The following is a 23049-nucleotide window of genomic DNA, read 5'->3' as shown; positions in this document are numbered from 1 at the left end:
TGTTTGGAAGATAATTAATATGAAAGAAATTAGCGTAATTCTTAAAGCGTATTCCGAAGCAAAATTGGCAGGAAAAAAAACAGCTTTGGCAACCGTTGTCAAAGTTGAAGGTTCGTCGTACAGACAGCCGGGAGCCAGAATGCTCGTGACAGAAGATGGTTTGCTGACTGGCGCAATAAGCGGAGGATGCCTTGAAGGCGATGCCTTGCGAAAAGCCCTTCTTTCAATCAATCAAAAGCAAAATAAACTTGTAACGTATAACACCAGTAACGAAGACGATGCCGAAGTAGGTTTGCAACTTGGTTGCAACGGGATAGTTCATATACTTTTTGAATATATAAATGAAGAGGCAGAAAATAACCCAATTCAGCTTTTAAAGCAATTGGAATTAGAAAGAAAAGAAGCCGTAATTGTTACTGTTTTTTCTTTAAAAAGAAATGCCTTTCAGATTGGAACCACTTTGTTTTTTAGAAAAGACAATCCTATTTTAAATCATAATAATGAAGTTTTAAATTTAATTTCTGATGTAAAAGAAGCATTAAAAAACAAAACTTCGGTAGTAAAAAAACTTCAAGAAGAAAACGACGATGAAGCTTTGATCGAATACATAAAACCTTCCATTTCAATTGTAATTGCTGGAGCAGGAAATGATATTCAGCCACTGGTAAAAATGGCTTCTGTTTTAGGATGGAGAATTATTATTGGCGAAGGTCGCGCGACGCATGCGACAGCAAAACGTTTTCCAAAAGCGAGCCAGATTTCGGTGGTCAAACCAGAACATTTTCTAGATAATATTAGCATAGACGATCAGACGTATTTTCTTTTAATGACCCACAATTACAAATACGATCTGGCAGTTTTGAAATCCTTATTGCAGACCAATTGCCATTATATTGGAATTCTAGGTCCAAAATCAAAATTCAACCGAATGCTGGACGATCTTTTAATAGAAGGAATTACCGTAAATGAAGAGCAATTAAGTCGAATTCACAGTCCTGTTGGTTTAGATATTGGTGCCGAAACTTCAGAAGAAATTGCTTTATCGATTGTTTCCGAAATTAAAGCAGTTGCATCTGCAAGAATAGGAACATCTTTAAAATATAAATCGGGTAAAATACATAATGCAATTCATTATGGAGAATAAATTTTATCATAAAACGGCTATTATTATTCTCGCTGCAGGAAATTCTTCCAGATTAGGCAGCCCCAAACAGTTGTTGAAGTATAAAGAATCGACTCTGCTGAAAAATACGATTTCAGAAGCTTTAAAGGTTGAAAACTCCTTTGTAATAGTCGTAACAGGTTCGAATCATGATTTAATCGAAAAAGAGCTTAATTCACCTGAAATAATATTTTCTTTTAATTCCAATTGGGAAAACGGAATGTCATCATCAATTGCAAAAGGATTAAACGAATTGTTACTTCAAAATCCAGATTGCGAAAAATGTATTTTAGCAGTTTGCGATCAGCCTTTTGTAACAAGTTCTGTTTTTGAAAATTTAATTTTGGAATCGAATAAAAACCAGAAACGAATCGCAGCCTCTGCATATTCAGAAACTTTAGGAACTCCAGTTTTATTTCACAAAAAATATTTTCAAGAATTGCTAGAATTAAAAGGGCAGGAAGGAGCCAAAAAACTCATTAAAAAATATACTCACGATGTAGTTTCAGTTCTTTTCGAAAAAGGGAATATTGATATTGATACGGAGGAAGATTACAAGACATTGCTTTCCGAGTAATTTATTTAACCGCAACGGCGCAAGGTTCGCAAAGATTTTTTATCAGTTGCCTCCAGTTTTAACTGGAGGTATAAATATGTAACAAAATGAAGGGCTTTAGCCAAACGGCAAGTTTGGCTAAAGCCTTTTTGTCTGAATTATCTTTTTTCATCCAGCTAAAGCTGGACGCAATTCAAATATTATAAAAAAACTTTGCGTCTTCGCGACTTTGCGAGATTAAAAAAGAAAAAACTTTGCGAACCTTGCGCCTTTGCGGTGAAAAAAAACTCAAACACGCAACTTCTCGGCCAATTCCAAAACACGCTCAACAGCAATATCAACTTCTTCAGAAGTAGTAAATCTTCCTAAACTAAAACGAATCGAACTCAAAGCTTCTTCATCAGACAAACCCATTGCTTTTAAAACATGCGAAGGCTCAGAAGTCACAGCCGAACACGAAGCACCATTCGAAACTGAAATATTTCCCAAAGCCAAAATCAGTTGTTCAGAATTTATATTTGGAAAACAAATATTAGAAGTATTATAAATTCGGTTTTCCGTATTTCCGTTAACGAAAGAACCTTCAAATTGCAATAAACCTTTTTCGAGTTTGTCTCGCAATAGAGAAATTCTATTTTGATCTTTTTCTAATTCATTTACAGCGATTTCCGATGCTTTTCCTAAACCGATAATTCCAGGAACATTTAGCGTTCCGCTTCGTAATTTTCTTTGTTGCCCGCCTCCAAGAATTTGAGGAGACAATTTTATTTTGGCTTTCGCCGAAATATACAAAGCGCCAATTCCTTTCGGACCGTAAAATTTATGTGCTGACAAGGTTAAAAGATCAATTCCGAGATTTTTTACATCAACTGGAATTTTACCGACAGTCTGTGTAGCATCACACATAAAAAGCACATTTTTGGTTTTCAGAATCTTAGAAATTGCACTGATATTTTGTATGACACCAGTTTCATTATTCGAAAACATTCCGATGAAAATCAGCGTTTTATCTGTGATTATTTCTTCTAAAAGCTGAAGATCTAAAAGGCCGTCGAAATTAGTTGGAAGATAAGTAATTTGAAAACCAATACTTTCCATAAAAAGACAAGTTTCAAGAACCGCTTTATGTTCGGTTTGAATTGTCACAATATGCTTTCGATCTTGCTTAGTCAAACCTTTTATTGCCAAATTTATTGCCTCAGTAGCCCCCGAAGTAAAAATGATTTCATCAGCATTTGCATTTATCAAATCAGCCGTTTGCCAAGCGGCATTTTCAACAGCTTCTTTTATCGTTAATCCAGCCAAATGTGTGCTCGTTGAATTCGCATATAAATCAGTAAAATATGGAAGCATGGCATTCAAAACTCGTTCATCAACGCGAGTAGTGGCATTATTATCAAGATAAATGATTTCTTGCTGTGACATAATTTGGGCTTAATATGGTAAAAATACAATTTTATAATCTCGTAAAGTCGCAGAGACGCAAAGTTTAATTAAAAAAAACAACCATATAAGTGATATAAGGAATTTTAAGTTTTCTCTTAACTGAACTTATATAACTTATATAACTTATATGTTTCAAATTTTGCGACTTTGCGGTAAAAAACACAAAGTTGTAATTATTCTAAATAAGAGTAATGTTTGAATTTCATAACTTTTTGTGATAGAAGATGATTAAATTTGTTAGAATACAAAAGTGAGTTTGCTAATTTAACAAATAGACTGAATGGCTTCTAAAAAAACAAATAAGGACAAAGTAACGCCCGAAGATGCTAGTTCGCGTCGTGACTTTATAAAGAAATCAGGACTTTTTACCGCTCTTGCTCTGGCGCCGCCTTCGTTGGTAATGGCTTCAGAAAAGAAATGGGACGAAAAAATTGCGGAGTATTTAGAAACGGTACCGCTTTCTATTGAAGTAAATGGCACAAAACACAATTTGAATATCGAGCCGAGAACAACTTTGCTTGATTTGCTTCGCGAACAATTACTGCTTACAGGAACTAAAAAAGGTTGCGACCACGGACAATGTGGAGCGTGTACGGTTCATGTAAACGGAACCCGAATTTTGTCGTGTCTTTCTTTGGCGACGATGCAGCAAAATGCACAGGTTACGACAATCGAAGGACTTTCGAAAGGCAAAAAACTGCATCCAATGCAGGAAGCTTTTATCAAAAACGATGGTTTTCAATGTGGCTATTGCACTCCTGGACAAATCATGTCGGGAATTGCTTGTATCAAAGAAGGTCACGCCAACAGCAGAGAAGAAATCAGCGAATATATGAGCGGTAACATTTGCCGTTGCGGTGCTTATCACAATATCGTTGACGCTATAACTGAAGTAAAGGAAGGAGGGAAGGAACTATGAAAAACTTTCAGATAATTAAAGTCTTGTCGTCTTCGTCGGCAGTTACAGGAAAAGCCAAAGACAATTCTTCGATGTTTATCGCTGGAGGAACAAATCTGGTCGATTTAATGAAAAAGAATATTGTAGCACCAGATAAACTAGTTGATATTAACGGATTAGATTTAAAGAAAATTGAATTCTTAAAAGGAAAAGTTTCTATTGGCGCATTGGCTAAAAATAGTGAGGTTGCAGAAGATGCTTCCATAAAAGAAAAATATCCTTTGCTGGCATTGGCTTTAGCGGCGGGAGCTTCTCAGCAAATTCGTCACATGGCAACAGTTGGAGGGAACATGTTACAGCGTACTCGTTGTTCGTATTTTTATAATACCGATATGCCGTGCAACAAACGTGTTCCTAAAAGCGGATGCGGAGCGATTGGAGGTTCAAATAGAATGTCGGCAGTTTTCGGAGCTTCAGATAGTTGCATTGCCGTTCATCCGAGTGATATGTGTGTGGCTTTAGCAGCACTTGACGCGAAAGTTTTGGTAGAAGGTCCAAAAGGAAAACGAGAAATAGATTTTACTGATTTCCATCGTCTTCCAGGAAACACACCCGAAAAAGACAATAAACTGGATGAAAGAGAATTGATTACTTCAGTTGAAATTCTAGATAATAATTTCACTAAAAATGTTCATTATCTAAAAGTTCGTGACAGAACGAGTTATGCTTTTGCATTGGTATCTGTTGCGGTGGCTTTAGATATTAAAAATAATACCATAAATGATGTCAGACTGGCAATGGGCGGTGTGGCACATAAACCTTGGAGATTGACTGAAACAGAAAAATTCTTGAAAGGAAAAACAATTTCAGAAGAGCTATTTAAACAAGCAGGCGATTTGTCTATGAAAGGAGCCAGAGGATATGGCGACAATGATTTTAAACTTACGCTTGGAGGAAATGCAGTAACAGAGGCACTTACAATAGCAGCATCAAAATAATTAAATTATGAGCAAGACAAGTAATATTAATAGAGTTGACGGATTTGCTAAAGTAACGGGCTCTGCAACTTATTCAGCCGAATATAAAACGCAGGGTGTGGTTTATGCCTGCCTTGTGGGAAGTACAATTGCTAAAGGAAGAATCAAAACAATTGATACTAAAAAAGCAGAATGGGCGCCGGGAGTTCTGGCGGTGATTACGCATTTGAATGTAGATAAACCTTCTGGTTATCAGAAAGCAAAGGATAAAAAAAATCTTGGCCAGCCGCTTCAAATTTTTAAAGATGATTCGGTTTTGTATTACGATCAGCCGATTGCTTTGGTGATTGCCGATACTTTCGAACGTATGCGTTATGCCGCAAGTTTGATTAAAGCGGATTATCTTAAAGAAGAACATTCGACCGAACTTCATAAAGCGGCTGATAAAGAACGAAAAATAGACACCGATAAAGGAAACGATTACCATCGTGGTGAACATGACGGCTATAAAAATGCTGAGGTTGTTTTAGAAACAGAATATACGATTCCAACCGAAGTTCATAATCCAATGGAATTAGCGAATATCATTGCGAAATGGGATGGAAACAAACCAATTTTATACACTAAAAGTCAAGGTGTTGAAGGAACCCGCAGAAGCGTAGCAGGAGTTTTTGATGTTCCTGTTGAAGATGTTGAAGTGCATTCAGAATATATTGGAGGTGCATTCGGAATGGGATTGCACACTTGGCCGTATGAAATTGCCGCTTTGATTGGTGCGAAAAAATTAAATCGCCCAGTAAAATTAGTTTTGCATCGTGAGCAAATGTTTACCAATGTTGGTTTCAGACCTTATACCATTCAAAAAATGGGATTGGGCGCTACAAAAGACGGAAAGCTAACTGGATTAACGCATGAAGCTGTTGCCATGACTTCGAGCTACGAAGATTTCATGGAAGGAACGGTAAATATGTCAAGATTTATTTATGATTGTCCAAACGTTTCTACTCGTTACAGAATTGTGCCTCTAGATACTTGTACACCAATTTGGATGCGCGGTCCAGGAGAAGCAACAGGTTCTTTTGCATTAGAAAGTGCAATGGACGAATTGGCTTATAAATTAAACTTAGATCCGATTGAATTCAGAAAACGCAATTACGCTGAAAAAGATCTGGAACAAAATAAACCGTGGAGCAGTAAATTTCTTTTAGAATGTTACGAAGCGGGAATGGAACGCATTGGCTGGAAAAACCGTAAAAATGAACCAGGTTCTGTAAAAGAAGGAAATTGGCTGGTAGGTTACGGAATGGGAACAGGAACTTTCGGCTGTTATAGAAGTCCAACTTCAGTAAAAGCAAAATTCTTAGCCAATGGCGATTTGGTGTTGCAATGCAGTGTCAACGATATGGGACCAGGAACAGCAACGATGATGACGGCAATTGGAGCCGAAGTAATTGGTTTGCCTTCAGAAAATGTTATTATCGAAATGGGTAAAAGCGGACTGCCAAAAGGTCCAACGCAAGGAGGTTCGGCAACGACTTCATCCGTTGGTTCTGCGGTGCATGATGCCTGCAATTTATTGTTGAATAAAATAATTGAATTAGGAAGTAAAAATCCTGCTTTAAAAGGAATCGCAATTACAGATTTAACTTTTGAAAATGGTTCTGTTTCTTCTAAAAAAGACAAATCTAAATCGGTTACTTTAGCCTCACTTTTAAGCAGTAATAAATTAGAAGATTTTGAAGTTGAAAATCTTTCTAAAGCAGCTGAAGAAGCAAAGAAATATTCGATTTATTCGTTTTCAGTTCATTTTGTAAAAGTATTAGTGAATCCGAATTTGGGTAAAATACGATTGGCACATGTGGTTTCTTGCGCGGATATTGGAACCGTTATCAGTCAGAAAACTTCTGCGGGACAAATGTTTGGCGGAGCTGTCGGTGGAATCGGAATGGGATTAATGGAAGCTTTAGAAATCGATCATCGCTTTGGCCGTCCGATCAATAATAATTTCGCTGATTATCATGTTCCTGTAAATGCAGATATTGAAAAACAGGAAGTGTTCTTCGTAAACAAAAAAGACCCAATCAGTAACCCAATGGGAACAAAAGGTTTGGGAGAAACTGCTTTAGTTGGAATGGCACCTGCAATTGCAAATGCGGTCTTCAATGCCACAGGAAAACGTGTTCGAGATTTACCAATCACATTGGATAAGATTATAGAAACCGCTAAGGTTTAAGCATAAAAAAAGAGACATTGAAAAATGTCTTTTTTTAATTTAGTTTTGAACATAGCCCAAGGTTTCAACCTTGGGAACGCAATCAGAATTTTTCCATGTGATTCTGCATGTCTTCCAAGGTTGAAACCTTGGGCTATGTTCTGAAAATCTATATTTATAAGTTCAAAAAAAAAGAGACATTTTAAAATGTCTCTTTTTTGTATTGAAATATTCAATGTTATTTAATTGTAATAGGCAATTCAACAGTTGTTTTATCCCATCCAATAACCAAATTGGTAACGTTACCTTGAGTTGTAAATGCAATAGATAAAGCTTCGATAGTTTCGCTTACAGATTTAACTGGAACAGAAACTCTAACCACATCTTTGCTTTCGTCATAAGCATAACCACCCCATAAATCCAATTCTTTATTGATTATGATAGTCCATTTGTCTTTTTCTGGAATTGCAAATAAACTGTAATATCCTGCAGCAACTTTTTTACCGCCAATTGTTACATCTTTGTAGAATTTGATTTCTGTATTTTCGTTTGCACCAACTCTCCAGATTTCTCCAAATTTCACAACATCACCAAAAATAGTTCTTCCTTTTGCAGAAGGTCTTGCGTAAGTAACTTTGATAACCGGATTTGGATTATCTGTTTTTTTGAACTTAACCGCTTTGTTTGGGAAATAAGAAATATCAACAGGACTATTGTCTAATGGAGCAAATTTCACCACGTCTTGTGCCTGAACTGTAAAGGCAGCAAACAACGTAACTGCCAGTAAATAAATTTTTTTCATAGGATTACAATTTTTAGAATAACTACAAAGTAAGTTAATAATGAAGAAAAATCATATAATTTACAGTCAGTTTTTTGTTAATGAATTGATAATGGTTTTATTCGTTTTTCTTTTTAGCATACCAATTCTGCATAATGTAAAACGCTTTTTTCTTTTCACCATCATTCGAAATTAAACCTTTACGATTATATCCGTCTTGAATTCCTGGTAACAATCTTTTCGGAGATCTGAAATCAACCAAAATCCACGGACTTAATCCACTAAGATGTGGAATCTTTTCAATCATTTTTAAATTCTGAATGTATAAATATTCTTGATATTCTTCTGTCCAGCGTTCGTTTTTTTCTCCGTGAAAACCTGCTTTAGCATCGCCTCCAAATTCAGAAACAATAATTGGTTTGTTGTATTTTGATTTCCATGTTATATTCTCAGCATCTTCCAGATTTCCGCCGTACCAGCCCAAATATTGATTGAAAGCGACAACATCTAAAACTTCACCAATTGGATCATCAATCGTTTCTTTTTTAGTCAACAGAGCCGCACTGATTAATCTCGTATTATCTAACGATCTTGTGTGTGAAGCTAAATTTGTAATGAACGTATTTCTAGCATCAGAAATTGGTGTTTCATTTGCCATTGACCAAATAATAATACTCGCTCTGTTTTTGTCTCTAATGATAGAAGCTGTTAGTTGATCTTCTGCATTTTGATACGTGTTTTTATTCGTAAACTCGACCGTCCAATACACTGGAATTTCTTCCCAAACCATCAATCCCATTTTGTCGGCTTCGCGAATTATATTTTCGTTATGAGGATAATGCGCCAGACGAACATAATTGCAACCTAATTCTTTGGCCCAATTTAGTAAACGCAAAGCATCCTCAGGAGAATTGGCACGCCCACCTTTGGCATTTTCTTCATGAATAGAAATTCCGCGTAAAAAGATTGGTTTTCCGTTAAGCAGAATTTTATCTTCTTTGGTTTCGATAGTTCTAAAACCAATTTGATCTTTCAATTTTTGTCCGTTAAAGTCAATCGTTACGTCATATAATTTGGGATTTTCTGGTGACCAATACGAGATTTTTTTAGTTGAAATTTCGAAGTTTAAAATTCCCTGTGCATCTGCTTTTCCTTTAAAATTGATTTTTAATTCTGGAATCGAAATTGAAACATTATTCTGAGAAGCTTCTAAATTATTGATTTTGATAAAACCAGAAATAACATTTGCATTTCCTTTTTTCAGCTGAATGGTATAATCTTCCACAAAAGAAGCTTCTTCTTCAATTAAAGTTACATCGCGCGTTATGCCACCGTAATTCCACCAATCGGTATTAACAGTTGGAATATCTTCTTTATGCCTTGTATTATCGACTTTTATAACCAAATAATTATCTTTTGGCTGAATAATAGAAGTCACTTCGTAATTAAATGGTGTAAAACCACCTTCGTGCGTTCCGAGTTTTTTTCCATTTAAATAAACATCCGCTTTGTAATTGATTGCTCCCAAATATAAAAATAGACGTTTTTTGGCAGCCAGATTATAATCAAAAGACTTTTTGAGCCATACATTCCCTTCGTAATATTTCAATTCTGCAACCTGCGAATTCCAATCGCCCGGAATCGTAATTGTCGGCGATTTATCAAAATCATATTCTACCAGTTCCTGTTTGTTTACAGCATGATAATTAGTGAAAAAAGCTCCTTTTGCAGGTTTTTCCTGTTTGTCATATTGATCTAAATGAAAACTGTAAAATCCAGTTTGGTACGGATCTATAATGTAATTCCATGTTCCGTTTAGCGAAGTGGTATTTCGGTTGTGAACATTGGAAATCAGATTTTGTGCAAATCCCAAAACGGAAGAGGTTAGGAGTAATGCGGTTAGTAGTTTTTTCATTTTTTTATAATTTGTATTTGTTTGTTTTGCCACGAAGGCACTAAGGCACGAAGTTTTTTATTTTTTATTTCTCGTAAAGTTTTTATTTAATACAAAACATTATAAGGATTAAAATGATTTTGTTTCACGCAGATTTTGCTGATTAGAGCAGATTTATTTTTGATCTGCTTAAATCTTTTTAAATCTGCGTGAAAAAAAACTTAGCATCTTAGCAACTTAGAATCTTTTTCACTTAACAGAAATCCTCAAATATTCCCCTTTAAAACTCTGGTTCAAAGCTGTCATTTCGATTGTATTGTTCGAACCGTCAGGAATTACTTCAATTGAAGCTTTCCCATTTGCCATTCTAATAGATTCACTTCCTGTTGGAGTTCCTTGATTTTTTAGTGTTTTTCCTCCTTTTAAACATTGAAAATAAACGCTCGCTTCATAATCCAAGCAACGTAAATTATTATTGTCGACTGCAATTGCAGTAACCAAGTAATTTCCGTTTTTTAGTTTTTCTGATGACAATTGCAGCGAAACCGCCGTGTCATTTTTATTAAAACGATAATTCACTTTCAGCGTATCAGAAACTGTTTTGCCGCCTTTTGTTTTTCCAATGGCAATTAAAACATTTTCGCCTTTCGTAAAATTGACATCCCAAGTTAAGCCATTTGAAGGATAAAGAGAAAGATTTCGCTGTTTTTCTCCCAATGATTTTCCGTTATGAGATAAAGTCACTTTATCGCAATTGCTGAAAACACTGATTGTTCTCGGCGTATTTTCAGGACCTTGACGTTCTATCCAAGTATGTGATTCGATGTAAGTGAAAGGTGCTGTCGCCCAATAACTTTTAAAAACATAATACGCATCTTTGGGAATTCCGTTTCTGTCGGTAAGTCCTTTTTGATTCATGTACGGAATATCATCTTCGGGACGCAAAGGTGTTGCAAAATCCTTAAATGCCCATTGAATATTTCCCACAAACGTTGGGTCATTCTCGGATATATGCAAATGCCAGTCAAATAAATCGACGATATAATTTTCGCTCCAATCGCCAATTTGGGCAATGTTGGCTACTTTCGTCTGAACAATCGCTTCTTCCCAACCTTCGGCTTTTATAACATTTTCTCCAGTAACAGGATTTTCGCTGTGACGACCAACATGACTGTCTCCACCATATTCGGCATGAATAAAATGTTTGTATTCTTTCTTATAAACATCAATTGCTTTTTGATAGCTTTTATAGCTTCCAGAATACCAACCCGACCAAATAGAAGGCGAGAAAACATCGACAATATGAGAACCTTCATAATATTTTCTGATAGCCGTTTTTCTCGTCGGATCTAGTTGGTGCGCGATATCATTTAATTCGGTTAAAAATGCATTTGTTTTTTCAGCATTATCTCCGTCAGGAAAATCAGGAAGCCAATTCATTTCATTTCCTAAAGACCAAATAATAATACTCGGATGATTGTAATTTTGATTGATAATTTCCGCCAGCATATTTTTAGTATTGGTTTTCCAAACGTCGTTTCCAATTCCACCGCGGCACCACGGAAGTTCATCCCAAACCAATAAACCTAATTCGTCACAAGCTTTATAAACTTCGGGATCTTGCGGATAATGCGCCAAACGGACAAAATTTGCGCCCATTTCTTTTATCGATTTCATGTCTGCCCAATGCTGTTCGTTTGTCATCGCGGCACCAACTCCAGCTTGTTCTTCATGACGATGCGTACCACGAATCAGCAAACGTTTTCCGTTAAGATAAAAAGGTCCGTGATCTTTAAACTCAAACCATCTAAAACCTACTTTTTCGGAAATGCTGTCTTTTATTTGATTTTTTTCAGATAAAGAAGCCGTCAGTTTATATAAATTCGGTTTTTCGGTATCCCAAAGTTCTGGGTTTTTGATGTTTTCGAAAGTAATTGTAGAAGTTTTATCCGAAACCGAAATCGTTTTGCTCGCTACTTTTTTCCCTTTCGGATTTTTTAAAGTTATCGTCAATGATAAATCTTTCGAATTATCAGGATTTACAATGGATGAAACAATCTGTACAGAAGCTTTTTTAGCTGAAACTTCAGGCGTAGTAATTTTGATATTTTCGATATGATTTTTGTATTTCGAAACCAACCAAACATCGCGCGTGATTCCGCCGTAAATAAAGAAATCGCTTTTTTGTGATGGAATAATTTCGATATCGTAACTATTGTCTACACGAACGAAAATGTCGTTATTTCCTTCTTTAATTAATTTCGTAATATCGATAGAAAAACCAATGTAACCGCCAATATGCGAACCCGCATCTTTACCGTTTACATACACTTTAGTTGTTACATTTGAACCTTCAAAATACAAGGAATAAACCTGATTTTGATCGATTTTAGGAATATTGAGTTTTTTTTGATACCAACTTGCATCACGTCGGTAACCAGGCATTAAATCGGTTGCATCTTCAGCATTCCAAGTGTGTGGTAAATTTAGCGAAACCCAATTCGAAGCTTTTTGTGCTTCGTTGAGGTTTGATGTATGATTTTCTAAATAAAGCCAATTGTCATTAATATTCATTTTTGTCTGAGCAAAACTGCTGCTCAGACAAATTTGAAACAAAACAAAAAGCGCAAAAATTGAAAAAGTTTTTTTCATAGTTACAAAGGTTCATAGTTACAAAGGTTCAAAGGTTTTCTGACTCAAAGGTTTAAAGATTCAAAACCTTTGTTACTTTGAACCTTTGAGCCTTTGTCCCTTTATTAAAGCTTCTAAAAAATAATAATCAGCATAGATTATTGGTTCGTCTATTTCGTCATGTTTTGGCCAGTTTCCAGTGCTGTGATCGAATAGGAATGGTGCTTTAATTTGAGTATCCAAAATATATTGATCGGTTTGCACGGAAGCCATTAGTTTATCGGCGAAAGCCAAATAATTTTTATTTTGGGTATAAGTATACAATTCGTATAATCCAGATGCCATAACCATTGCGGCAGAAACATCTCGAGGAGCATTTGGAATACTCGGATCTTTAAAATCCCAATATGGAATTCCATCTTCTGGTAGGTTTTTATTCGTCATAAAATAATGTGCTGTTGCTTCGGCTTGATTCAAATAAGCGGGATCTTTTGTGTAACGATATGACATCGTAAATCCGTAAACTGCCCAAGCTTGACCGCGCGCCCAAACCGAATCGTCATTATAACCCTGAAGCGTTGTTTTCTTTCTAACTTCGCCAGTACTCGGGTTATAATCGATTACGTGATAACAGGAATTGTCTTCTCTAAATTGGTTTTTTAAAGTCGTATTAGCATGCTGGATCGCAACATTGCGGTATTTTGGATTTCCAGATATTTTAGAGGCTTCAAAAAGCAATTCCAAATTCATCATATTGTCAATGATTACAGGGAAATCCCAGATTTCTTTGTTGAAATCCCAAGAACGAATTGAACCCACTTTTGGATTAAATCTTTTGCATAAAGTTTCTGCGCCTTTAACAATTACCGCTTCGTATTCTTTCTTGTTTTCCACTTTTAGAGCTTCTCCAAAACTGCAAAACACTTTAAAACCTACGTCATGCGAATTACTATTGACACTTTCCTTTTTGCTGAAAGGAGTCCATTTTTGAGCTTGTTCTTTGTATTTTGAATCGCCTGTTAATCGGTACAGTTGCCAAAGATTTCCAGCAAAGAAACCGCTTGTCCAATCTTTCGATGGCACTTTACGAATTTCAAGAGTTTTGATATTCATACTTCTCGGCATTGACATCGAATCTACTGGATAATCTAGTAGCATTTTGTAACGCGTTTGCAGTTTTTCTGTCGCTGCTGAGGTAGTTTTGGATTGAGAATTAATTCCGGATTTGCATGCTGTTACCAGCGATGCAAACCCAAGAATTAAAGAAATGAAACTGACATTCTTCATATTAAAATAATAAATATTGTGAAATTTGGACGCGGATTGTGCAGATTCGCTTATCGCGAAGACGCTGATTTGCACGGATTTTTTTTATTTCACGCAGATTTAAAAGGATTTAAGCTGATTAAAAATTGATTTTTTTAAATCTGCGCCATCTGCCAAAATCCTTTTAAATCTGCGTGAAACCTAAATTACAGATGACGTGATTAAAAAATCCGTTTCAATCCGCACGTTTGTGATAACAAACCCGTTTTATCCGCGTTCAAATACTATTAATAACCAGGATTATTCGGTTTTAAATTCGGGTTAATAGCCAATTCTGTTCCTGGCAATGGCCATAAATAATCTCTGTTTGGATCGAAATTAGCGTGCGGTTCTAAACCGTTTGGTCCAAATACCTCTGGTCCGATTTTAAGCCTTTTGATATCGTACCATCTGATGTATTCAAAAGCTAGTTCTAATCTTCTTTCGTCAATAACCATTTTTCTAAAATCAGATTGAGAAAGATTTGGCGTTACGTTTGCAGGAAAAGAAACCAGTTTTCCAGCTTTATTTCTTGCTCTGGCACGAACACGATTCACATAACCATCAGCTTCGGCAGTTCCCGGAGTGATTTCGTTTAAAGCTTCAGCAGCCGTCAATAAAACTTCTGCAAAACGCATTGTGATATAATTGTGTTGAGAAGTTCTTCCGTTAGCACCAGCTTTTCCTGGAAAACGGAAATATTTTGCAATATGAGGACGTGGCGCTTTTTCGTTATCGCTTGAAGGATAAACCTGTAAAGCTCCGCCTGGACCTGTTTTCTTTCTAATGATGGTATCAAAACTTACTGCTCTTCTGTAATCTCTCTGATCCCAAGTATTGAATACTTTCAAAGAAGGAACAGCAACCGAGAAACCTTGTCCGTAGCTATAACTGTCGTCTTTTAAAGATCCTGTAAAAAACGCAGTATAATCTTGACCATAATTTCCTGAAGTCAAGTTATTAAAGTCAATTGTAAAAAGAGGTTCTTTTAATGAAGCCGTTTTCGTAGCATTGAATAAATCTTGAAAATCTGCATCTAAACCTAAACCAAATTTTGCTTCATTAGTAATTACAAATTTCGCTTCATCATACGCTTTTTGAAAATTTCCTAAAGTTAAATAAACAGAAGCCAAATATCCTGCCGCAGTACCTTTTCCAGGAACCGCTTTTACTTTTGGTTTATCATCCAACCACTGTTTTGCAAATTCTAAATCGGCAATTATTTTTGGATAAACATCAGCTTCTTTGGTTTTGCCCAAAGAATTTACCTGATTCACATCATTCACAACAAAATCAACATACGGAATATCGCCAAAAAGACGCACTAAATGGTAGTAAGCAAATGCTCTAGCAAAATAAGCCTGAGCTACAATGGCATTGACTTTTGCTGGATCTCCAGGTGTTTTTTTAGCGCCTTCAATCGCTTGATTTGCGGCTGTGATAATCACATACGATTGAGGCCAAAAGTTAGCTACAAGTGCATTGGTGTCGTTCATCGACATATCGTTCACGTCGATACGAGCGGCCTGAGTGGTTCTGTCGCCAATATCAGACATATCGTCGCGAAGCATAAGGGCGATTGTAAATTCTCTTCCCCAATAATTATTGTGGCCAATATTAGCGAAAGCTCCATTTACAGCAGCTTGTAAATCGTCTGTATTGTTGAAAAAGTTTTCTGGACGAATAATTCCTATTGGTTTTTCTTCTAGATCAGAACAGCTGAAAAAAGCGAGTGTTCCAAAGCAAAGAAGAGCTATATATTTTTTCATAGTTGTATTAGATTAAAATTTTAAATTGAATCCTGCAGTAAATGTTCTTACGTTTGGATATCCTCCGTAATCCAATCCTAAATTGGTGTTACTTCTAGAATTGGTGTCGTTTAAGTAGTTGGTTTCTGGATCTGTACCCGGATAATCTGTTATTGTCCAAAGGTTTTGTGCACTGATGTAAAAACGAACTTTGCTTAATCCCATTTTCGAAACAATTTTTTCATCTAAACTGTATCCTATAGAAATGTTTTTCAAACGAATGTAACTTCCATCATAAACAAATCTTGATGTGATTCTTTTCGTTCTCGCAGCATTTGCAGGAACATTGGTATCCGTATTTGTTGGAGTCCAAGCGTCTAAAACTTCAGTTGTTGCATTGTTGTTTCCAGAAGCCAATTCCATTAAAGTATAATTCAAAATTTGACCTCCTTGCGAACCTTGGAAGAAGATATTCAAGTCGATATTTTTATAGGTAAAATCATTATTGAATCCGAAGATGAAATCTGGATTTGGATTTCCGATAATCGTTTTATCCTGAGAATCTAGTTTTCCGTCGCCATTGTAATCTCTGAATTTTTCACCTCCCGCAGTCGTTTCAAAATTCCCTGGCAAAACTGCTTCTCCTTGCTGAATTACACCATCATAAATAAACCCGAAGAAAGATCCAACAGGCTGTCCAACTCTTAAAATCTGAGATTCAGTTGCTAAGAAATGTCCTGGAGCAGAATTGATTAAAAGGTCTTTGTTATCTGCTAATTTCAATACTTTATTTTTGTTAGAAGAAATATTAAAATTGGTTGACCAAGTAAAATCAGCACCAATAAAGTTTCGGGTATTAATTCCCAATTCCCATCCTTTATTTTCTAATTCTCCCACGTTTTGAAGCTGAGAAGCAATTCCTGAGATTCCTGGAAGCGGTCTGTTAAACAATAAATCTTTAGTGATTGTTTTATAATAGTCTGCCGTAATGCTGATTCTGTTATCAAATAAACCTAAATCAATTCCGTAATCTTGTTGATATGAAGTTTCCCATTTTAAGTTCGGATTATCCAATGAAGTCAGCTGAACCGAATTTGTAATTACGTCACCGCTCACATAGTAAATTTCAGAAAATCTAGAAAGAGTAGAGTAGGCGCCGATTGAAGGGTTTCCTGTTGCTCCATAACTCGCTCTTAATTTTAAGTTAGAAATCGTTTTGTTGTCTTTTAAGAAGTTTTCTTTACTAACATTCCATCCAATTGCTCCAGAAGGAAAAGTTCCGTATTTGTAATTTTTGCTAAAACTTGAAGAACCATCTCGTCTTGCTGTAAAAGTGAACAGATATTTTTCGTCATAATCGAAATTTAACCTTCCGAAAGCAGAAATCAATTCGGTTTCAGACAAACCAGAATCAGGTTTTAAGAAAACTGTTCCAGCTCCTAAATTTCGGTATGAATTGGTATTCGTCAAAAATCCTCTTGACGCCGCGTATGAATTTTCGTTTTTGTTTTTTTGGTATGAATATCCACCCAGAACCGTCAGCATTCCTTTGTCTATGATTTCACGTTTGAAAGTCAAATAATTCTCTGTCAAGAAAGAAGAAAATCTGGTGTTGTTTACAGAAGCTTCTCCTTTGATATTTTTTCCTGCAATTAAAGTTGACGGAATAAATCTTCCTGTTTGCGAATTATTATCGGTTAAACCTAAAGTAGTTTTAAAATCAAGATCTTTTGTGATTTGGTATTGAGCAAAGAAATTGTTTCGGTTTACGATAGAAACAGTTTCTAAAATATTTTCCATCGCTGTTGCGTACGGATTGTCAATATCGTCTCCAATTGGAGCAGTTGTAGTATAAGTTCCGTCTGCGTTGTAAATTCCTTTATCAGGCATAAAACGATACGCTGAAGCAATTACACCCGCAGCTCCAGTTCCTCCAGCTCCCGTTTGGCTGATGATTCCTTCTTTGTTTTGTTTGCTCGTAAAAGTATTTAACCCCACTTTAAATTTTGGAGATAAGTCGGCTTCAAGATTTCCTACAATAGTATATTTATCAATTCCAGAATTAATTACGACTCCATTTTGGTTAAAATAAGTTCCAGAAACATAATACCTTACATTTTCAGATCCGCCAGAAAAAGACAGTTGCGTGTTCGAAATCATTCCGTCGCGATAAATAATATCTTGCCAATCAGAATTTGCCGGACCTTGTGTGTGCGTAGTAAAACTTTGTCTGTAAGCTGCAAATTGATCTGCGTTTAATAAATGAAGTGTGTTATTTACCGATTGTACCGAAGTCGAATTACTGAATTCAATTACTGGTTTTCCAGGTTTTCCTTTTTTAGTCGTTACCATGATAACCCCGTTAGATCCACGAGAACCGTAAATTGCAGTTGCAGAAGCATCTTTTAAAACCTCGATAGAAGCAATGTCTTGTGGTGCTGGCATAGAAACGCCTGCAAAACCATCGACAACAATCAAAGCATCTCCGCTGGCGTTAATCGATGTTCCTCCACGAACTCTGATTTTTGTTGGAGCTCCAGGTTCGCCACCATTATTGGTCATTACCGAAACACCCGCTGCACGACCTTGTAAAGCCTGTTCTGCATTTAATAATGGAAAAGCAGTCAGTTCTTTTGCCGTTACAGAAGATACAGATCCTGTAATATCGCTCTTTTTACGCGTACCGTAACCGACTACGATAACTTCGTCAAGTGCTTTTGTATCAGGTTTTAAACTGACATTGATAACGGTTTTGGTTCCAACTGGAATTTCAACAGATTGGAATCCGACGAAATTGAAAACTAAAACAGCATTCTTTTCTCCTACAATTACAGTATAATTTCCGTCCATATCGGCAGAAGCGCCAACAGAGGAGTTTTTGATATAGACATTAGCACCAGGAAGTCCGAGCAAATCTTCGCTAGAAGTAATTTTTCCCGTAACTTTTCGTTCCTGTGCGTGCATCACGATATTTACCAGTAAAAAAGATACCAGTAAACACCATTTAAACGATTTGTTTTTGTGGTTTGTAAACATTCATTTTTTGGTTTTAGGGTTAATAAGTTAGATAAAGTAGAAAAGCAATAAACTCATTCCGATTATGATGATGACAAAGAAAATTTGCAGCAATAAGAATTTTGTTTTTTTGATTTTCATATCGCAAATGTAGAAGCCAAAAAAGAAATAGAAATACAAAAAAGGGTATCTAAAAATACAGATACCCTTTTTAAAGCCTTTATAAACAAGGATTTTTTGAATTATGAATTGTGAGTTGTAAAAAGTAAAAAGTAAAAAGTGAAGTTAGTCACATCTCACATTTCACAATTCACAATTCACAATTTTTATAAAATTTGTCGGCGTATTGTGATGGAGTTTCACCGTACTTTTTCTGAAAGCATTTACTAAAGTATTTCGGATTGTTGAAACCGACTTTATAACTGATTTCTGAAACGGTTAATTTATTTTGTTCTAATAATTGAGCCGCACGTTTTAATCTAATTTCATGAATAAATTCATTTGGCGTGCAATTCGTCCAAGCTTTGATTTTTAAAAATAACATCGTTCGGCTTACGCCCAATTCGGAGCAGAAAAACGGAATATCAAATTGTTCGTTTGAAATGTTTTCTTCTACAATTTTAAATGCTTTTTTCAATAGTTCTTCATCCAAAGAAGAAACTGTGATTTCAGACGGAATAAAACTGTCTTCGCTTGAAAACTTGATTCTCAAACGTTCAGTCGTGTTCAAAAGGTTTTTTACACGAAGCCTGAATTCCATTAAATTAAATGGTTTGCTGATATAATCGTCAGCACCGCTTTCTAATCCTTCGAATTTGTAAACCAATGAAGATCTAGAAGTCAGTAAAATAACCGGAATATGACTGGTTTTGATGTTTTCTTTGATTTTCGAACAAAGCTCAGTTCCAACCATTTCAGGCATAATAACATCGCTGATAATCAAATTCGGAACAAATTTTAAGGCTTTTTCTAAAGCAATTTTTCCATTTTCGGCTTCAATAATGTTGTAGTCTTTTTTGAGAAGGTTTTTCATGAACTTTCTCAAAACTTTATGATCTTCAACAATTAGAATTGTCTGTTTTTCTTCATTTATGAGTAAATCTTCGATGTCTTCATTTTCAATTATTTCCGATGGTTCTAATTGAGCCGAATATTGTTCAATATCGTCACTGATTTTAAAGTCTGAAATAATTTCGTTATCCAAAAGATGTTCGCGCCCAAGCGGTAAAGTCACTTTAAAAATAACGCCACCAGTAGTTTTGTTGGTAACATCAATTTTTCCTTTATGCAATTCGACAATATTTTTTACGATTGAAAGTCCGATTCCTGTTCCTTTATTATAATTTTTCTGAACCTGATTGTGCATCGGAATTTCAAAAAACAAATCAAAAATTTTATCGATATGTTCTTCAGAAATGCCAACTCCAGAATCTTCAACAGTAATAAAAAGATTCTGTTGATCGTGATTGATTTTAACTTTAATTGAACCGCCTTTTGGAGTATATCTAAACGCATTTGAAATCAAATTATAAAATACGCGCTCCAATTTATATCGGTCAAAATAGACTAGAATTTCTTCGTTTTCTGTTTCAAACGAATAATCGTAACCGCCGTCTTTAGCATATTCAATAAACGATAAAAAGATTTCTTTGGTGAATTTAACAATGTTTCCGTTTGCAGATTCTAATGAAACTTGATGATTTTCCAGTTTTCTAAAATCCATTAAACGATTAATCAAACTCAACAAATGATTTGCGCTTCCTTCAATAACCAGAAGCTTTTTGTACATTTCATTGGTTCCGTTATAATCGGCTAGGATTTGTTGTAACGGACCTAAAATCAAAGTTAAAGGCGTTCTGAATTCGTGAGAAATATTGGTAAAGAAATCTAATTTCAGTTTGTTGTTTTCTTCAATTCGCTGTGTTTCCAGATATTCCAGTTCGAGTTTTTGTTTCAATCTGGCTTTCGATTTCATAATCCAAATCAAACCATATAAACCTAAACCAATAATAATTCCGTACAACATAAACGCCCAAATACTGCGCCACGGAGCTGGATTAACAATAACGGTTAAAGTTGTCGGAGTCTGATTCCAAACGCCGTCATTATTCGCTCCGCGTACTTCAAATGTATAGGTTCCTGCATTTTGAATCGCAAAATTGGCTTCACTATTTTTAGTCGTTGTCCAGTTGTTTTCCAAACCAACCAAACGATAACTGTAATGATTATTTTTAGATCGAATGTAATTCGGAATCGCAAAACTGATTGAAAAATTTGCTTTATCGTAATCTAAAGTAATCGTTTTGGTAAAACCGATACTTTGTTCTAAAATTCCATCTTTGTCATGCGCATTTACCGTTTCGTTTTTAATTTTTAAATCGGTAATTAAAACCTGTGGAGCATAATTATTTAAAGAGATTTTTGTCGCATCAAAAAATGTTGCACCTGACGGACTTCCAAAATAAAATTGATTTGAATCTAATTTTAAAGCCGAATTATCATTGAATTCATTACTCGCTAATCCGTCTTTTTGATCGTAAATTACAACCGTTTTTTTAGTCTGATTGTATTTGATAATTCCTTGATTAGTACTGATCCATAAGTTTTTATCATCATCTTCTAAAATGGAATGAATAGAAGTAATAACCGTATTTCCAATTCTAAGATTGATTTTAGAGAATTTTTTCCCATCAAAAACATAAAGTCCTTTCGCTTTTGTGCCAACCCAGATTTTATTTTGAGAATCTTCAAATAAAGTCAAAATATCATCGCCTGACAAAGCAGAATGATCGTAAAAGAAATGTTGTATTTGAAAGTTCTTTGAATCAAAATTTCGAAGAGAAATACGATTCAAACCATTTTGTGTTCCCAACCAAATTGAATTCTGTTTGTCAATCAAAATACTTCGAACCATATTATTGGTTAGAAAAGCAGATTTAGAAATATCATTTCCAATAATTTGAAAAGATTTATCTGAAGTATTGTAATGAATTAAACCTTTACCAAAAGTTCCAATCCATAAGATTTTATTTTCCGCTTTAAGCGAATAAACACCACTTTCTTTTAATAATTCGGTTAAATCTGGTGCAATTCTGTTGTCTTCAATTCGTTTAGAAACAGTGTTGTAAGCCGATAATCCTTTAGAAAAAGTTCCAATCCATAAAATATGATCATCTGCGAGGCACATCGCTTTGATGTCATTTTTATTCGATTGTCCAGTTTTGCTGTTGATGTAATTTACGGCATCGGTATTTTTATTGTAAATCGTAATTCCGCCGCCTTCAGTTCCAAAATAAATGTTCTCATTTTTATCTGAAATAATAGAACTCACGACATCAAAACTCATCGGAATCTTTTTCGAATTCTGATTGTAATTAGAGAAATTCACATTCGAAACGTCCCAAAGATTCACGCCTTTGTAATAACAGCCAATCCAAATCGAACCTTTTTGATCCATGAAAACCGATTTAACTTTGTCGATTCCGTTGTTGTTATTGGTATTATTGATTTTCTGCAGACTTTTATCTTGTCCTAAAATATAAATTCCATCGTAAGCGCCAATCCATAAAGAACCTTGATTGTCAATTAGTAAAGAACGGATATCAGTATTAATCTCTCTATATTCTTCTGGTGGTAAAAACGAAACAAAAGTTTTTTCTTTCTGATCGAATTTTAAAAGTCCTTTATTCTTTGTTCCGACCCATAAATTACCATTATTATCTTCAATTACTGATTGTACATTTAATAAATCGGTTGTATTTAAAGGATAATTTTTGAAAGTTAATTTGCCATTTTTTCGACTTGTCAATTGACATAAACCTTTTGTAGTTCCAATCCAGATTTCACCTTTTTTAGTTTTTAAAATGCTCAAAATATTATTGCTTGGAAGAGTAGAAGCATCCTCATCAGAATGGAAAACAGAAGTAAATAACCTCGATTTTTTATTATAAATCGTTAATCCTTTTGAAGTTCCAAACCACATTTCGCCACCAATTTCTCTCATGCTCCAAACGGCATTATTGCTGATAGTATGATTGGCTTTGGTATGAAGATATCGTGTAAAACGATTAGAAACAGGATCATAACAGTTTAATCCATTGTAAGTTCCAACCCAGATTTTTCCTGAACCGTCTTCTTCAATAGCTAAAATATCATTGTTACTGATGGAGTATTTATCAGCTGCATCATTTCTGAAAATAGTAAATCGGCTTCCATCATATTTATTTAAGCCATCGCGGGTTCCAAACCACATTTGTCCAAATTTATCCTGATGAATCGCAATGACAGAACTCTGCGAAAGTCCGTCTGTAGTGGAGAAATTTTTAAGGCGGTATTTATTTTGGGAAAATAGATTTCCGAAAACAAATATAATTGCGAGAAAAGCTATTTTATATTTCATAGCATTTATTTTAGGTTTTGCCACA

The 23049-nt window shown here is 35.2% G+C and carries 13 protein-coding genes; 5 read left to right on the top strand and 8 right to left on the bottom strand.

Annotated features, from left to right (window positions below; translation table 11 throughout):
• The first annotated feature begins 19 nt into the window (after positions 1-19).
• Together QLQ96_RS19495 and QLQ96_RS19490 are read left to right on the top strand one after the other, a co-directional pair.
• Positions 20-1144 carry an XdhC family protein gene (locus tag QLQ96_RS19495; protein ID WP_482492667.1) on the top strand — a complete coding sequence of 375 codons (1125 nt, stop codon included), beginning with the start codon at positions 20-22 and terminating at the stop codon, positions 1142-1144.
• Positions 1134-1739 carry a nucleotidyltransferase family protein gene (locus QLQ96_RS19490; RefSeq protein ID WP_482492665.1) on the top strand — a complete coding sequence of 202 codons (606 nt, stop codon included), beginning with the start codon at positions 1134-1136 and terminating at the stop codon, positions 1737-1739. The genes QLQ96_RS19495 and QLQ96_RS19490 overlap by 11 nt, the downstream gene beginning before the upstream one ends.
• A gap of 267 nt (positions 1740-2006) precedes the next feature.
• Here QLQ96_RS19490 and QLQ96_RS19485 read toward each other — a convergent pair whose 3' ends face one another.
• On the bottom strand, positions 2007-3143 hold the full coding sequence (locus tag QLQ96_RS19485; protein WP_482492663.1) for a cysteine desulfurase family protein: 1137 nt from the start codon (positions 3141-3143) through the stop codon (positions 2007-2009).
• A gap of 301 nt (positions 3144-3444) precedes the next feature.
• Here QLQ96_RS19485 and QLQ96_RS19480 point away from each other — a divergent pair, with 301 nt between their 5' ends.
• From QLQ96_RS19480 to QLQ96_RS19470, 3 genes are read left to right on the top strand one after another with little or no spacing between them, the layout of a single operon-like run.
• The gene (locus QLQ96_RS19480) at positions 3445-4083 is read left to right on the top strand and encodes a (2Fe-2S)-binding protein (RefSeq protein WP_482492661.1); all 639 of its coding nucleotides are present in this window, start codon (positions 3445-3447) and stop codon (positions 4081-4083) included.
• On the top strand, positions 4080-5060 hold the full coding sequence (locus QLQ96_RS19475; protein ID WP_482492659.1) for an FAD binding domain-containing protein: 981 nt from the start codon (positions 4080-4082) through the stop codon (positions 5058-5060). Before QLQ96_RS19480 ends, QLQ96_RS19475 begins: the two co-directional genes overlap by 4 nt.
• A gap of 7 nt (positions 5061-5067) precedes the next feature.
• Complete coding sequence (locus tag QLQ96_RS19470) at positions 5068-7272, top strand: xanthine dehydrogenase family protein molybdopterin-binding subunit (protein WP_482492657.1); 2205 nt, start codon at positions 5068-5070, stop codon at positions 7270-7272.
• Positions 7273-7489: 217 nt separating this feature from the next.
• Here QLQ96_RS19470 and QLQ96_RS19465 read toward each other — a convergent pair whose 3' ends face one another.
• The 7 genes from QLQ96_RS19465 to QLQ96_RS19435 all read right to left on the bottom strand — a co-directional run bounded on the left by QLQ96_RS19465 (position 7490) and on the right by QLQ96_RS19435 (position 23024).
• Positions 7490-8053 (bottom strand): DUF2911 domain-containing protein, encoded by a 564-nt coding sequence (locus tag QLQ96_RS19465; protein ID WP_482492656.1) that lies wholly within the window; start codon positions 8051-8053, stop codon positions 7490-7492.
• A gap of 97 nt (positions 8054-8150) precedes the next feature.
• On the bottom strand, positions 8151-9947 hold the full coding sequence (locus QLQ96_RS19460) for a glycoside hydrolase family 2 protein (protein ID WP_482492654.1): 1797 nt from the start codon (positions 9945-9947) through the stop codon (positions 8151-8153).
• Between the two features lie 228 nt (positions 9948-10175).
• Positions 10176-12578: a glycoside hydrolase family 2 protein gene (locus QLQ96_RS19455; RefSeq protein WP_482492652.1), complete on the bottom strand. Its 2403-nt coding sequence runs from the start codon at positions 12576-12578 to the stop codon at positions 10176-10178.
• Between the two features lie 72 nt (positions 12579-12650).
• A complete protein-coding gene (locus tag QLQ96_RS19450) occupies positions 12651-13844 on the bottom strand; it encodes a glycoside hydrolase family 88 protein (protein WP_482492651.1) in 1194 nt (397 codons plus the stop codon).
• Between the two features lie 266 nt (positions 13845-14110).
• Positions 14111-15631: a RagB/SusD family nutrient uptake outer membrane protein gene (locus QLQ96_RS19445; RefSeq protein ID WP_482492650.1), complete on the bottom strand. Its 1521-nt coding sequence runs from the start codon at positions 15629-15631 to the stop codon at positions 14111-14113.
• A gap of 12 nt (positions 15632-15643) precedes the next feature.
• Positions 15644-18646, bottom strand: coding sequence for a SusC/RagA family TonB-linked outer membrane protein (locus QLQ96_RS19440; RefSeq protein WP_482492648.1), 3003 nt, complete (start codon positions 18644-18646; stop codon positions 15644-15646).
• A 289-nt stretch (positions 18647-18935) separates the two neighbouring features.
• Positions 18936-23024 (bottom strand): two-component regulator propeller domain-containing protein, encoded by a 4089-nt coding sequence (locus QLQ96_RS19435; protein ID WP_482492646.1) that lies wholly within the window; start codon positions 23022-23024, stop codon positions 18936-18938.
• Between the last annotated feature and the right edge of the window lie 25 nt (positions 23025-23049).

The sequence above is a fragment of the Flavobacterium sp. B167r genome (genome assembly GCF_056824315.1).
The sequence above is the reverse complement of the archived record's forward strand: the minus strand, read 5'-3'. Positions and strand labels throughout refer to the sequence as shown.